At 43.4% G+C, this 13,404-nt stretch carries 14 protein-coding genes and 1 tRNA gene; 3 read left to right on the top strand and 12 right to left on the bottom strand.

The features are described 5' to 3' along the window. The first annotated feature begins 79 nt into the window (after nucleotides 1-79). Entirely contained in the window at nucleotides 80-2,299 is a 2,220-nt protein-coding gene (topA, locus tag WD312_02190) for a type I DNA topoisomerase (protein ID MEX2563898.1), read from the top strand. Between the two features lie 77 nt (nucleotides 2,300-2,376). Here topA and WD312_02185 read toward each other — a convergent pair whose 3' ends face one another. Then, nucleotides 2,377-3,813: a ParB/RepB/Spo0J family partition protein gene (locus tag WD312_02185; GenBank protein ID MEX2563897.1), complete on the bottom strand. Its 1,437-nt coding sequence runs from the start codon at nucleotides 3,811-3,813 to the stop codon at nucleotides 2,377-2,379. A gap of 123 nt (nucleotides 3,814-3,936) precedes the next feature. Here WD312_02185 and WD312_02180 point away from each other — a divergent pair. Together WD312_02180 and miaA are read left to right on the top strand one after the other, a co-directional pair. After that, a tRNA-Leu gene (locus WD312_02180) sits at nucleotides 3,937-4,018 on the top strand. Next, nucleotides 3,992-4,918, top strand: a complete 927-nt coding sequence (gene miaA, locus WD312_02175) for a tRNA (adenosine(37)-N6)-dimethylallyltransferase MiaA (GenBank protein ID MEX2563896.1) — start codon at nucleotides 3,992-3,994, stop codon at nucleotides 4,916-4,918. Before WD312_02180 ends, miaA begins: the two co-directional genes overlap by 27 nt. Nucleotides 4,919-4,989: 71 nt before the next feature. On the opposite strand, the gene WD312_02170 is transcribed toward miaA, so the two are convergent. From WD312_02170 to WD312_02120, 11 genes are all read right to left on the bottom strand, one after another. Next, nucleotides 4,990-5,394 carry a DUF4870 domain-containing protein gene (locus WD312_02170; GenBank protein ID MEX2563895.1) on the bottom strand — a complete coding sequence of 135 codons (405 nt, stop codon included), beginning with the start codon at nucleotides 5,392-5,394 and terminating at the stop codon, nucleotides 4,990-4,992. Nucleotides 5,395-5,405: 11 nt separating this feature from the next. Beyond that, on the bottom strand, nucleotides 5,406-5,600 hold the full coding sequence (locus tag WD312_02165; protein ID MEX2563894.1) for a hypothetical protein: 195 nt from the start codon (nucleotides 5,598-5,600) through the stop codon (nucleotides 5,406-5,408). A gap of 212 nt (nucleotides 5,601-5,812) precedes the next feature. Then, complete coding sequence (locus WD312_02160; protein ID MEX2563893.1) at nucleotides 5,813-6,106, bottom strand: hypothetical protein; 294 nt, start codon at nucleotides 6,104-6,106, stop codon at nucleotides 5,813-5,815. Between the two features lie 612 nt (nucleotides 6,107-6,718). After that, a complete protein-coding gene (locus tag WD312_02155) occupies nucleotides 6,719-7,216 on the bottom strand; it encodes a hypothetical protein (protein MEX2563892.1) in 498 nt (165 codons plus the stop codon). Between the two features lie 3 nt (nucleotides 7,217-7,219). Next, entirely contained in the window at nucleotides 7,220-8,185 is a 966-nt protein-coding gene (locus tag WD312_02150) for a DUF4238 domain-containing protein (protein MEX2563891.1), read from the bottom strand. 316 nt (nucleotides 8,186-8,501) lie between these two features. Then, nucleotides 8,502-8,669, bottom strand: a complete 168-nt coding sequence (locus WD312_02145; protein ID MEX2563890.1) for a hypothetical protein — start codon at nucleotides 8,667-8,669, stop codon at nucleotides 8,502-8,504. Between the two features lie 11 nt (nucleotides 8,670-8,680). Next, on the bottom strand, nucleotides 8,681-9,388 hold the full coding sequence (locus tag WD312_02140) for a zinc-ribbon domain-containing protein (GenBank protein MEX2563889.1): 708 nt from the start codon (nucleotides 9,386-9,388) through the stop codon (nucleotides 8,681-8,683). 7 nt (nucleotides 9,389-9,395) lie between these two features. After that, complete coding sequence (locus WD312_02135; protein MEX2563888.1) at nucleotides 9,396-10,091, bottom strand: hypothetical protein; 696 nt, start codon at nucleotides 10,089-10,091, stop codon at nucleotides 9,396-9,398. A gap of 8 nt (nucleotides 10,092-10,099) precedes the next feature. Continuing rightward, nucleotides 10,100-10,534, bottom strand: a complete 435-nt coding sequence (locus WD312_02130) for a hypothetical protein (protein MEX2563887.1) — start codon at nucleotides 10,532-10,534, stop codon at nucleotides 10,100-10,102. A gap of 939 nt (nucleotides 10,535-11,473) precedes the next feature. Next, nucleotides 11,474-12,655 (bottom strand): thermonuclease family protein, encoded by a 1,182-nt coding sequence (locus tag WD312_02125; GenBank protein MEX2563886.1) that lies wholly within the window; start codon nucleotides 12,653-12,655, stop codon nucleotides 11,474-11,476. 30 nt (nucleotides 12,656-12,685) lie between these two features. Then, nucleotides 12,686-13,363, bottom strand: coding sequence for a hypothetical protein (locus WD312_02120; GenBank protein ID MEX2563885.1), 678 nt, complete (start codon nucleotides 13,361-13,363; stop codon nucleotides 12,686-12,688). Nucleotides 13,364-13,404 lie beyond the last annotated feature (41 nt).

Raw genomic sequence — 13,404 nt, 5'->3', positions numbered from 1 at the left:
CTTTTTTACCGGAAGCATTGAGGTCACAGTATCTGGCCAAGCTTGCATTCTATGCTATCCTGTTATACAAACGTACACTATGACAACTACTAAAAAGAACCTCGTTATTGTTGAGTCCCCGGCAAAGGAGAAGACAATAAAGAAATATCTTGGCAGTGACTTTATCGTTAAAGCATCGGTTGGCCACATTCGTGACCTGCCGAAGAAGAACGCTGACGCTGTTGAGATCGACAATGATTTCAAGCCTCACTACCAGATCACGCCCGGAAAAGAGCACGTGGTCGAGGGTATCAAAGAAGCAGTATCAAAAGCAAAAGATGTATATCTCGCGACTGACCCCGACCGAGAAGGCGAAGCGATCGCCTGGCACGTTCGAGAAGCTGCCGGTATCAAGAACGCCAAACGTATTGTCTTTAACGAGATCACCAAGGACGCTGTTCAAGAAGCGATCAAGCATCCACGCAACATTGATCACAATCTCAAGGAAGCCCAAGAAACCCGGCGAGTTCTTGACCGACTCTTTGGGTACGACCTTTCCGGATTGATCTGGAAGAAACTACGCTACGGTCTTTCTGCCGGACGCGTTCAGTCCCCTGCACTCCGGATCCTCGCCGAGCGCGAGCGCGAGATTCAGGCATTTGTCCCAACCCCGTTTTGGGTAATAACCGCTGATCTAAAACCAAAGAAAAAGGCCGGTTTTGTTGCCGTCTGCTCAGAAGAACCGACGGACGAGAAAAAAGCCAAGGATATCGTCGCCACTGCGAAGAAAAAAGATTGGCACGTCAAAGATGTAAAAGAACAAACAGTCACCCGGAAGCCACGACCACCGTTCATCACATCGACCCTTCAACAAGCAGCGAGCTCTCGGCTCGGTTTCTCACCGTCGCGCACAATGCGCCTGGCCCAGAAACTGTACGAGGCAGGGCACATCACGTATATGCGTACAGACAGCACGAACCTTGCCAAGGAAGCGATCACGCAGATCACATCTCTGATAAAGAAGCAATATGGTGAGGAGTACCTTGAAACACACACCTACACAAAGAAAAGCAAAAGTGCGCAAGAAGCCCACGAAGCGATTCGTCCCACCACCTTCTCAAAAGACAAAGCCGGCAATAATCCGGACCAACAAAAAGTGTATCAGCTTATCTGGCAGCGAACGGTTGCCTCGCAAATGGCTTCAGCCAAGATCACTCGAACCACGATCGTATCTAACACCGTCGATAACGACCTGCCCGACTTTCGTGTTACCGGTTCACAGATCGCGTTCGATGGCTGGTTTAAAGCAGATCCGGGCGCACGAGGCGAAGAAACAGAGGTGCCGGGAGTTGAAGCCGGTGAGCCGTTAGATCTTAAAGACATATCGACTGAAGGCAAAGAAACCCAACCGCCCTCTCACTACTCAGAAGCCGGACTCGTTAAGGAGCTCGAAAAGCGAGGTATCGGACGACCGAGTACCTATGCCTCTATTATTCAAACACTTCAGGACCGTGAGTATGTTCTGAGTGAGAGCAAGGCGCTTATACCAACAGACACCGGCATGGTCGTGAGTGATTTTCTCGAGAGCCACTTCATGGAGTACATTAACGATGACTTTACCTCTCAAATGGAGCAGAAGCTTGATGATATTGCTGAAGGAAACGGGGATTATGTTGGCACCCTGAACGAGTTTTACAAGCCATTCCTTAAAACTGTTAAATCAAAAGAAGATATTGAAAAGATAACCAACCTTGGCAAAGCCGACAAGAAATTCAAGTGCCCCAAGTGCGGCAAATCCATGGTCATCAAACTCGGACGTGGCGGCAAGTTCCTTTCCTGCTCGACATTTCCTGATTGTGACGGCGCGCTAACCCTTGAAGGAATGGAGATAAAAGAAGATGAGCCGATCGGCCAGCACTCAAAGACCGGTGAAAATATTTACCTGCTTACCGGACGCTTTGGTCCATACGTCCAGCTTGGCGAATCACCGGAGAAAGGTGACAAAAAAGCTGAAAAGCCGAAACGTGCCAGTGTTCCAAAAGAGATGGACTTAGAAAAGTTGACCATGAAGGATGCAGAAAAGTATCTTTCACTTCCCCGCGATCTTGGCGATCATCCGAAAACCGGTGAACCGGTCAAAGCAAGTATTGGCCGATTCGGTCCGTACGTGTGGCACAACGATGTGTACGCCAGTCTTAAAAAAGATGACGACGTCTACACAGTAAAGCTCGATCGCGCACTTGAAATACTTAAAGAAAAGGAGAAACGCCAGAAAGCGAAAGAAAAAAAGCAAAAGGAGAAAGAACAGGAAGGTAAATAAGTGAAAATAAATGGCTCACAAGCAATGTGAGCCATTTATTTTATTGATCTTAGCGTAGCAAGCCTCTATCTATATCGCTATATCGTAAAATTCTTAACCGAATACAAATCGTCGTCAGTTGTTGTGTCATCTTCAGGGGTTTCCGGCGCATCCTTTGACTGTTCATTGTCTGTGCCGTATTCCTCCTCCACAAACGACTGTGCGGTTATCGGACTTGATTCAGGCTCTGATTCAGACTGCGCTTGACCGCTTTCGCTACCCGGTTGCGATACATGTGTTTGAGTATCGTTTGACTCCTTATTTGCGACAGGTTCATGTAACTCATTTGAAGTTAATACGGACTCTGGAGAAAACTGATCTGTAGACTGGGCTTGCGCTACAGAATCATCCTGACGTTGATCTTCCGGTGCCGGTGCAGGCTCTTGACCAGAAGCACTCGAAGCAACCGTACCCGCGCCCGCTGTTACATTTGTAGACATAGTCCCATCACTTTCATCTGGTGTAACTTTTTCATCTCTCGGGTTTTCATTCTGATTTTCTTCCGGTGTTTGTTGCAACACCGAACCTTCGACTGTTTGTTTTTCCTCCTGAATGCTTCCTTGGTTTTGTGTTTGCTCTCTCTCTTGCTTTTTCTCCTGCTTGGATGCAATGAATTTTTCCATCATCTCAGTCGGGCTTTTTGATCCACCATGCTGCTTGAACAACTCGAGCAACTGCTGAAGATCTTCGTCTGAAAAATAATCGATGGTAAGCTTGCCTCCCTGATCGCGCTTTTCAATATGCACCCTGGTTCCAAGTGACTGGGAAAACTCCTTTTCTAAACTGGCGACCTCAGAATTGTAATTAGCGCTTTTTTTGCGAGTATTTTCGTGCGCTATCTTTCGTGCTACTCGCTCGGCCTCGCGAACACTCATCTTCTTGTACATGATCTCTTTATGTAAAACCGCCTGTTCCTCCGGCTTGTCCTTAAGCGCCATCAATGGTCGTGCATGACCCTCAGATAGTTTACCAGCACTCAGGTCATCAAGAATGTTATCCGGTAGCGAAAGCACGCGTAAGTTGTTAGTGATGTACTCACGACTCTTACCTACCTTCTGCGCGATCTTGGCGTGAGAAAAGCTGAATTCATCTACTAGTTTTTGAAAGGCTCGCGCCCGATCCACCACATTCAGTTCTTCACGCTGAATGTTTTCAATAATAGCGAGTTCGAGTTTCATCTGCGTGCTGTCCTCCCCGGTTCGGATCATCACCGGCACCTGCTTTACGCCGCCAAGCTTTGCTGCTCGCAACCGTCGTTCACCGGAAATAAGCTCGTACTGCACAGCTAATCCGCCGTCTTCTTTCTGGTATTCAGTTCTGGTTACAACCAGCGCTTGAAGCACCCCGTACTGTCGAATTGAATCCGCCAAACTCTGTAGCTCCTCTTGGTTGAACTCTTTGCGGGGTTGATACGGGTTTGGTTGGATCTTATCCACCTCAACCCAAAATATAGAATCTTGATAAAAACCGGTCATAGTTTAGCGTTAGGTCCTAGGCTTTAGAAATTAGATATAGCTGCAGTATAACACACGAACCCAGTCCACAGAACCACATGTAAATTGAAATACCCCTTGTTTTATAGTACGCTGACGATGATTGCCGGAGTGGCGGAATTGGTATACGCGCACGACTCAAAATCGTGTCTCGCAAGGGATGTGGGTTCAAGTCCCACCTCCGGCACAGATGAACGAAAAACAAAAACTCCTCGTCATACTCGGTCCGACCGCGACCGGTAAAAGCGACCTCGCGGTTGAGCTCGCTCGTGCATTCGACGGCGAAGTAGTGTCCGCCGACTCGCGACAGATCTACCGCGGACTTGATATCGGCACAGGCAAGATCACCCGCGAAGAGATGAAAGGTGTCCCTCACTACTTACTCGACATTGCCGAGCCAGACGAGCAGATAACTGTTACGGAGTATAAGAAGATAGCGCAAGACACTATTGCTAGTATTCACTCCAGAGATAAACTTCCAATTCTAGTTGGCGGAACCGGTTTTTATATCCAAGCAGTTGTTGACAATGTTGCGTTTCCTGAAGTTCCGCCCGACGAAGAACTTCGCGCAACGCTCGAACAGAAAAACACCGAGGAGCTTTTTGCCGAACTTCAAGAAAAAGACTCCCAGCGAGCAGCGACTATCGAGCCGGATAACAAACGACGACTTATACGCGCGCTTGAGGTAGTTGAGCATGTGGGGAAAGTGCCACCCCTTTCAACTAACGCATCACCGTATGACGTGCTTGAAATAGGTCTTACGCTTGAAATGAACGAACTACGAGAGCGAATACAAAGTCGTCTTGAAAAGCGCTTACACGCCGGCATGATCAATGAAGCAAAAAACCTTCATGAAAACGGTTTACCATTCGAGCGAATGATACAACTCGGGCTCGAGTACCGATATCTCGCTTACTACCTCCAGGGAGATCTTTCAAAAGGAGAGATGGTTGACCAGCTTACAACAGCGATAGGTCAGTATGCCAAACGTCAACGTTCCTGGTTTAAACGGGACAGCCGAATCCAGTGGTTCCGACCTGATGAAGATAAGCAGATTCATGCAGCAGTAAAAAAATTTCTACAATAAAAAACACCCTGCGCAGCATCACTGCTAAGGGTGTCAAACTAGAGGCAAGGTCTTATGTTTAAAAATTCGAACTAGAAATGCTTCGCTAGTCCGCCGACGATCGGCAATGACTTCTTCTTTTTCTGTACAACATTCATGATACCGATGATCGTTAACACAACCCACGCGATCCAGGCGACGAAACCGATCAACCAACCGATGATCGGAAACCAGGCTATCATCATGATCGCCACAGCACCAATAAATAATGCAGCACCTTGTTTAGCGTGATACTGAGCAAAATCATTTTCCTTCGCTGCCAAAAGCGGCACAAGGAAAAGGGGTCCCAGATACGCCAAGATACCCATGAGTAATTCGTTATCTTCCTCAGTAGATTTTCTATCTTGTTGTTCAGGACCCGCTGTGTTCAGATGTGAGTCTTGAGTAGTAGATTGAACTTGTTCTTGTTGTATATCTTGATCATTCATAGTATCCATAGATCAATAATTTAAGCATTTTTTGCAAACATCCAACCGCGAGCACAGAGATACCCGGCTATCACAACGGCCGCCCAACTGACCCATAGAGGAATGACTGCCCCGCCAACCACAGCATCCCAGCTGTAAACAATGCGGGCCAAGTGAAGCAACATAACTACAAAAAAGACCATCGAAACTACGTAATAATATACTTTTTTAGCCATACAAAAATAGTGAATTATTAATACTAATTAAAGTATATCACGCTAATGCCGACTCAAAATAACTTATCCCCAAAATACGTAACGCGCCACCTACCTGGCACCACACGTTTTAAGAACCCACTGCAAGATCACAACAGAAGTCTTACACGATAAAACCCCGGTTCACTCGAACCGGGGCCGTGCTTTTCTTGGTATCCTCATCCGTGAGGTTGCTACGCTCCGCGTGGGGAACGCGTACTCATGCCGGCAATCGCCGGCGCACCTCCCTTCGGACACGAATCATTCATGCTCTTGGCGAATGCCGGCGCGATCCTGGAAACAGGCGTTGGAGACAATCGATCCCGCTTTTCTGCCATTGCCGGCATAAGCTCGCCGATGTCCGCCGTCGGGATGACGTCGAGGCTGATCAAATAAAAAGTATCGCTCTCGACATTCTCCGGAGGCGCATTCGCGAGCGCGGGGACACTCATCAGTGCCACCGCTGCTATCAGGATCAGATACCGCATCGGGTATCCTCCTTTCTGACGCTAAGCGTCAAACGAAATGAAGAAAAACAATGAACTGATCCGCTATTTCTATTTAACTACAGCATCAAAAACTCGTCAATGGATTACTTACTGATGTCTGGCCTCTGTGTGTGACAAAATAAAAAGTTCAGGCCCGCGTACGAGACTCATTCTAAACACTAAGGACCGGGGGTTTAGTGTTTAGAGCGGTCTAATCAGAGGTCAAACTCTGTGTTGTGGAAAAATAAAAAGGCCAGGATCCCGTAGGACCTGGCCTGAAGACGATACTAGCTGGCCGGCTAGCTATATGTCTTCTATATATAGAAATAACATATGTATGTTTCTTGTCAACTATTGCAGGGGCGACAGGACTTGGGGTCAAGTCACTAAGCTCACTCATCCCTTCGGTCTTCATTCACTAAGTGCTTTCTCCCCGGACTCGGCGACAAGCACTCCCTACGGTCGTCTTGTGTACCGCCTCCGTCTTTCAAGTCCTGTCGCCGCCTCTGAATTTCGCAAAATTAAAACCCCTCGTCGGGGTTTTAATTTCACGATGCAGGGACTTATGGACGACGTTAGAACCTGTTTGCTTGAAGGAGAGAGTGAGTTTTTCTACAAACAACCTGTAAAAATCTGAACATTTCTTCTAACAAACCAATATAAACGTCTAAAGGGATTCGCGATTGGTTTCTTATAAGTTGAATCCGTGGCATCTGTTACGTAAAAATAAGCAATTTGAGAAAAATCTAACTGCTCTTGTTTTACAAAAGCATCGTATCGTTTTCCTTCACCTAGAGTTACCGTTCCCGCCTTCAGTATATCGGTAGGGATAAGCTGTCCCCCTTTTAACAAACTAGCACCTGCGGTGAGAATGCTAACTTCTCTACGCCCTGCATTAATAATACGAATAGCAACGTAGTCTGTATTCTCTTCATACGGACCAGGACCATCGGGACCCATAATCCTTATTCCTTTCTCTATTTTTATTTTGACATGCTTTCTGTCCCTCCATACAGCCACAATCTGAGCAATTCCTACCAGAGTTGCGACTATTGCTGCATACCAAGCTACAGCAGATGCAGTAATCTCAATTTGAACTATTGGTGACATATTTTATGCTTTTTTACTTTGCTGCCTATCGTACAGATTAACACCGTCCACGATATCCTGTAATAAGGTCTTATCGTTAGCATACGCATAAGCAATGGCGTGTCTAGAGACAGTGAAGTTCAGCGTGAGGATTTTAGCGTTTCCCTCCCTGCTATCAAAAAGTGTTTTTCGTTTTACTCTTTTCTCACCACGCAAAACATCACCTGCAACAATTAGTATGTCTGGAGTCATTGCAAAATAGTGAGTTCTTTGAAAAAAAGATGGTCCGTAGAAAAACCTACCGGTCCATTCTGGAAACATTTCAGCCACAGGATTATCAGACGTAACGAACTTCTTACTGGATTTTGAAACATAAACAGTCCATCTTTTCCCGTAAAACAGATTTCTGAAACCCTCAATCTGAGATAATAGCTGCAAGTGGGACGCGTTATTTGTTTCAACTCTATAATCACCGCTTTTAGCGAACTCGATTAACTCTTCCCTTTCTTTCTCTGATAGTTTTTCTCCAGTTTCATTTTCAAGCCTATCAAGCGATGTATGTATATTGCCAGAGCCATACCGTAGCCTAGTGATTTTCTTGATAAAGTCCTCGTCCATTCTTTTCGTTTGCTTTCTCATATAAAGTCCACGTAAGTACTGCAAGGACATAAAAGTCGCGACGAGCATTTTATCATCGTGCGTTATCTCTTTGAAATCAGAGACCCTTTTTGCTACATCGTCATAACCATTCGCAATATCAGTTTCTATCTTCTGAAGCCCTTCCTCCAAAGACTGGCTGACTTCATCCAATTCACCATTAAGAGCATAGAAGTAATCCTCTTTACAGACACTTCTGGGTGCTCTTGAAGCAACGACTTTACGTCTTTCACAATCAAGAATGTTTAGCTTACCATCAGGGTTTACAAACCTCTTCAGGTAAAACTGAGGGACGTAGTGCTGTCTTTTAGTTATGCTATTCTTTTCCGTCATGTTTGCTCAAACCATCAAAACAAAAATACTATATACCCCGCCACTCCTTTCATCATTGTTTTCTGCTCTCGGTTGAATCACATGAGATGGTTGAAGACTCCTAAAAGATTTTTTGCCACTTAGTGAAACATAATACGCCAAAAAAAGAGTATCGACATCAAAACAAGCCATCCTACTAAAAAAGCACTACCAGAGTAATCCTCGTTAGAATCAAATATGAATTGAAGCAAGGCATTAGTAATCGCTCCTGCAAACAAACCCGCAACAACTGCAATTATTATCGCCCAACCATTTAGCATATAAAAAAGTTATTTTATTACTCACTTAAGAAGTTCTCGTATCTATTTTTCACATCAACACCAACCCAAAAGCCAAGCCATAGACCTGCCAATAAAAAACTATAGGTTGAATAGTTACCTATTGCTTGGATAACTATAAAGACCAGTGTTCCAGACAATAAAAAATACTTTGTGTGCTGTTTCATAGGGTAACGTATTAAGCAGATGCTAAGGCTATCAGTATGACTAGCAGATATGGAGAAAGAGAGATTATCAGTACTGTAGCACCAGCTATATTCCATCTTCTACGTGAATCCTGAAACTCCTCTACGGAAACCCATTTATTATTCCTCCACATCCATTCGTTTCCTTCAACCAAAGCAACGATAAACCAGATTAGATTAACTAATGGAATAAGCACAAGAAGAGAGCTCCATATGTTGAAGTAAGCTCCCCATATAATACCAAGTCCTGGACCCCAGTTTAGACCTTTCTTAACTTCATCAGGAACAATAGACGCATCGCCTTTACCAGAGCGTGAGTCATATTCAACACCCAATCTCTTTATTTTGTTCGTGATTCTAATAGCCACTACAATTCCAATTGGAATAAATATCAGAGCAAGAGCAAAAAAGATTGGAACAAAAACATTAAATAATTCCACTAGAACTCTTAAAGACGGAGCAACCTCCTCAAGAAATGAGACAATACCCCAAAGAATAGCTAAGACGAACATAGAGGCAATCGGAACAAGAATCCAAAGCAGTCGAGCTTTATTATATTTACTTCTTTCAAGCTGAGACCTTTCATCTGTTTCTCCTAGCACTTTCACTGCACCACCAGGATTATTAACCGCCTCGGTACCACAAGCAGAGCAGAAGTTAGCACCCTCTTTTATTTCCTTGTTACAGTTCGAACAATTCATATATTAGTTAAATAAGTAGAGTTACTAATAAGATACCTCCCAACAAAAAAGCAAACAATCCTACAACAATTGATAAAACAATAATTGCTTGTTTTTTCTTCGTTGCTTCATCTTCTTGTATTTCCTGTGCCTGCTGCTCATCTCTAATCGGCATTGGAACTTTTTCTCCATTTATAGCACGCTGTAAGTTGTTGACTTCTTTTTTGTTTTTCTTTGCAACTACCTTATTTCCACCGTACTCAATGACCACCTTGCGTCTCCTGAGTTTAAGAGAAGCATCAAGGTTTGATTGTGGAATATGTAAAAGTACGTACTCCTTAAAACTATCGGTAGCCAATTGATTATTTTTATTTAACCATTTCTTCCTTAACTCTCTACGCTTACCTTTATTCACTGAGTGAGCTATTGTCGAACCAATCAAAAAACCAAAAAAATTAGCGATTAATAAACCGACTAAGGATGCAAGTATTACACCGCTACGATAACGAGGAAGTTGTATGATGTATAACCCATCTTCTTTCACTAGAAGGTCGACATAAGCCAAAGTAGCTACTGATAACGTATTCGTTTGCCTCCAGTCACTTGCATAGTAATTGATATTTACTGGAGAATTATATTCTTTAGGACCACTTAATTTGCATCCGCAATCAGAGCAAAAAACTGCACTATCTTTTACCTCTTTTTCGCACTCTCTGCATTTCATAGTAATGTTTATATCTCGTGTTTAGTTCCGCACTGCTCACAGTACATATCATCAATATCCGATTTAGCCCCACATTGACCACAGTACTTTACATCGCCCGCAGTACTCTGTGAACTGTCTACTTGCTCTACCTGCTCAGAATCTTGTTCCCTTTTCTCGTCTTCCCGCTTTTCTTTAACTGTATCATCCTGCTTTTCGGACCCTCCCTCTAAATCTCTTATTTTTCGTTTTTCCTCCATCGCTTTCCGCTCCAAAAATAAACCAATCCATCCTTTATTCGTATTCATTTTTCGAAAGCGAATAACAAATATAGTGTTAAGTACAAAAATAATCAGAAAGAAAAGGAAGCCACCGCCACTCAAATCTCCACCGTCTAATAAGACTAACAAAACAAAGAGAGCGAGAACATTTGCAATAATTGTAATAATCTTAAGTATTTTCATATTTAGCCATAAAGTATTATAGATAACGCTATAAACACTCCACCCAAAAGGATGCCCAGAGACCATCCAGTAACTGAAGATTTTGTCAGTTCTTCTGTTTCAATTTTCCTACCGCATTTAATACAGAAAGAGTTTATTGAGCTATTTTCAGCCCCACAATACTTACAGTCAGTAGAAGTGTTGGTTTTAGGCATAGTAAATTGCTATTTCTCGCAATATCCGCTAAGTGAATTATAGTCATACCCGTATCCAAATTGGTCCTCACAGGCTTGGTCTTTACTTACACACTCACCCCCACTGAAAATATAACCATATCTACATTCACACGAGTTACTTAAAGAGTTGTATCGAGCGTTATAACCATACTCGTCTTTGCAAATTGAACTTGCTCTCACGCAAGAACCATTTTGCGCAGCGTAACCAGAATAGCACGTGCACGCATCATCAATACTGCTGTAATAGGAGTTTATTGGGCAGTTAGGTGTTGAGTCGTAGGTAGAACTGTAGTCGTAAGTGTCATACGAAGAATCACTGTAATCATACGAGTCATAGCTGTCGTAGTCATAATCATATGAGTCATAACTATCATAATCATAGTCATACGAATCGTAACTCCAGTTGTAACTATCATAACCACTACTATTGTCGTAGTAGTTATCTAAATAAGTATTCGCGTTTCCGTCAGCAGTTTCTCCTGTATATGGGTTGGTGTTACCAGGATAACTCCAGTTGTTGTAAGGGTTACCGTCTGGGCTACTTCGGTAATGTCCATTAACATAGGTGCCGTTACTCCGATAGTACCCATCTACCCACACATCTGCTGAAACGACGTTAGGTACTACCGCCGAGAACACGAAAGCTACGCAGAGAGATGTAAGAATTAAAAATCTTTTCATAGTGATAAAATAATACAATGTGAGATGTTGTCAATAGGTAATGTTACTCACAACTCTCGTGCAAGGTATGGTTTGGGAAGTCAGCAAGCAGTGCCGATTCGCTTTCATAGACCTTTAAGTAGCTTTCTGAAAGGGACTTCCAGCCGTCACTCTCTTCGCAGTAGTAGTACTTCGATGAATGATGTGAGCTCACATACCAGTTACCTTCTGACGTTGTACTATCGCTCGTTTGGTCCTCTTGTTCGGATTTCTCTTCCCAATCATCACACGCCCCATCAGCCCATAAACCAACTTCACTTGTTCGAGCATTTTGTTCCGCCGTCTTGAATGCGTCCTGATACTTATACGGTGTAGAGTACGTATATTCGTACGCATACCCTTGTTCAATCATCAGTTTGTTGAAGTTCCTGCCGCCAGGCAGAATAACGTACCCAAGCAATCTACCGTAAGCGTCTCTTGTCCCTTGTGACTCATCCGCCTCTAGCACAACTGTTTTCCCAGAAAGCAGCTCCTTTGCCTTGTTTGACGCTTCCTTCCCAAAACACTCAACTGGCTCAGACGGATGCACAGTCTCGGGTGTATCGATACCAATCAGACGAATAGTTTCCACTTCATCATCAATACTCAGCTTTACCGTGTCCCCATCAACGACATCGACAACTTCGTATGGTTCATCGACACTATCATTTTCAGCTAGAGAATCTTGACTGATTTCGTCATTTCCTTCATTAACTTGATTGGATTCAGTTTCAATTTGTGAGTCCTCGTCTTTGTCATCCTGTTCATTATTTTCTTCTTGACCCGTAATATCAGTTTCTGCTTCATCTCCATTATCCTGCTGACTACTTTCTCCTTGGCTCGCTTCTACTTCCGCTACATTATTTTGGCTTGTAGTAGCACTTTCGTTTGTAGTTTTTGCTTTTTGGTTAGATTCGCTATGCTCTGCACTGTCTACAGATTGAGTAACACTACTACTTTCAACTGGTTGTGAATCTGTTTTCCCGTCAATCCACAGAACGCCCGAAGAAAAAGCAACAACTGCAAGAAATGATACTGCACTATATTTCCAAACCTTCTTATCAATCAAATCGTAAGAAACGGCAGCGGCAAAAATATACGCAATAACATTGGGTAAAACCAAGAAAAGGCACACGAATACCACGGCAGCGATACAAAATTGATATATCTTTGGCAGTGCCCAATATTTTTTAAGTAGATTTTTCATAACTAGCTATATCTAGAGCTATTTGCTTTTTTACAAAGATAGGTATGCATCTTCGTTCATGTCTACCTCTCTCCAGACCTGTGGATGGACAAACAACGTCCCGTACTCGTCTATCTGATTGTGAATAGGTCTAAAATCAAGATTCTTCCACTCAAATTCATTAAAGTTTTCTTCATTCATCTGGACACGAATAATTGTGCCCATAGATGTTCTACCTTTTTCATCAGTAAATTGCGTTTTTGCCTCAACAGAAACAAAACCGATTTCATCATAGGCAAGTGCTTCCTCTCCCCATTTCACAAAATACTCATATGTGTCTCTAACAGCCGATTCGATGGTATAAAAAGTTTCTTCCTCAAATATAAGAAACGCATCTCCTTCAGACACCATTACCTCGACACTGTCGTGATTACCTACGATTTCCTCAGCCGCCCGCGTTACTTTTTCTTCTGTTGTGAGGTTAGATTCATCAACCGATTTATTTTCTTCCTGGTTTTCTCCCTCTGACAAGGTTGATTGTTCGTCTACTTCACCTGCGACAGTACCAATCATAATAACCACTAAAACACCCCCCGTAACAACCCACTTTACATTCCTATCCCACTCAGCGTACTTCCACATTAAATAAAGTCCTACAGGAAAAAATAGGACCAATAAAGCAATTATGCCAACTGGCTTCTGATACCATTTTTTATTTTGTTCTTCCATACGAAAATAGTAATAGTTAGTAACGCCTGGCGGCAGATACA

Source organism: Candidatus Paceibacterota bacterium (genome assembly GCA_040905715.1).
Taxonomy (GTDB): domain Bacteria; phylum Patescibacteriota; class Minisyncoccia; order Phycocordibacterales; family CSBR16-193; genus JBBDHZ01.
The sequence above is the reverse complement of the archived record's forward strand: the minus strand, read 5'-3'. Positions and strand labels throughout refer to the sequence as shown.

Coding starts and splice junctions, on each gene's coding strand:
- WD312_02140 (MEX2563889.1), bottom strand. CDS start 9,388: ATGAATTGTTCGAACTGTAACAAGGAAATAAAAGAGGGTGCTAACTTC.
- WD312_02160 (MEX2563893.1), bottom strand. CDS start 6,106: ATGCGGTATCTGATCCTGATAGCAGCGGTGGCACTGATGAGTGTCCCC.
- WD312_02165 (MEX2563894.1), bottom strand. CDS start 5,600: ATGGCTAAAAAAGTATATTATTACGTAGTTTCGATGGTCTTTTTTGTA.
- WD312_02130 (MEX2563887.1), bottom strand. CDS start 10,534: ATGAAAATACTTAAGATTATTACAATTATTGCAAATGTTCTCGCTCTC.
- topA (MEX2563898.1), top strand. CDS start 80: ATGACAACTACTAAAAAGAACCTCGTTATTGTTGAGTCCCCGGCAAAG.
- WD312_02185 (MEX2563897.1), bottom strand. CDS start 3,813: ATGACCGGTTTTTATCAAGATTCTATATTTTGGGTTGAGGTGGATAAG.
- WD312_02135 (MEX2563888.1), bottom strand. CDS start 10,091: ATGAAATGCAGAGAGTGCGAAAAAGAGGTAAAAGATAGTGCAGTTTTT.
- WD312_02120 (MEX2563885.1), bottom strand. CDS start 13,363: ATGGAAGAACAAAATAAAAAATGGTATCAGAAGCCAGTTGGCATAATT.
- WD312_02155 (MEX2563892.1), bottom strand. CDS start 7,216: ATGTCACCAATAGTTCAAATTGAGATTACTGCATCTGCTGTAGCTTGG.
- WD312_02150 (MEX2563891.1), bottom strand. CDS start 8,185: ATGACGGAAAAGAATAGCATAACTAAAAGACAGCACTACGTCCCTCAG.
- WD312_02145 (MEX2563890.1), bottom strand. CDS start 8,669: ATGAAACAGCACACAAAGTATTTTTTATTGTCTGGAACACTGGTCTTT.
- WD312_02125 (MEX2563886.1), bottom strand. CDS start 12,655: ATGAAAAATCTACTTAAAAAATATTGGGCACTGCCAAAGATATATCAA.
- WD312_02170 (MEX2563895.1), bottom strand. CDS start 5,394: ATGGATACTATGAATGATCAAGATATACAACAAGAACAAGTTCAATCT.
- miaA (MEX2563896.1), top strand. CDS start 3,992: ATGTGGGTTCAAGTCCCACCTCCGGCACAGATGAACGAAAAACAAAAA.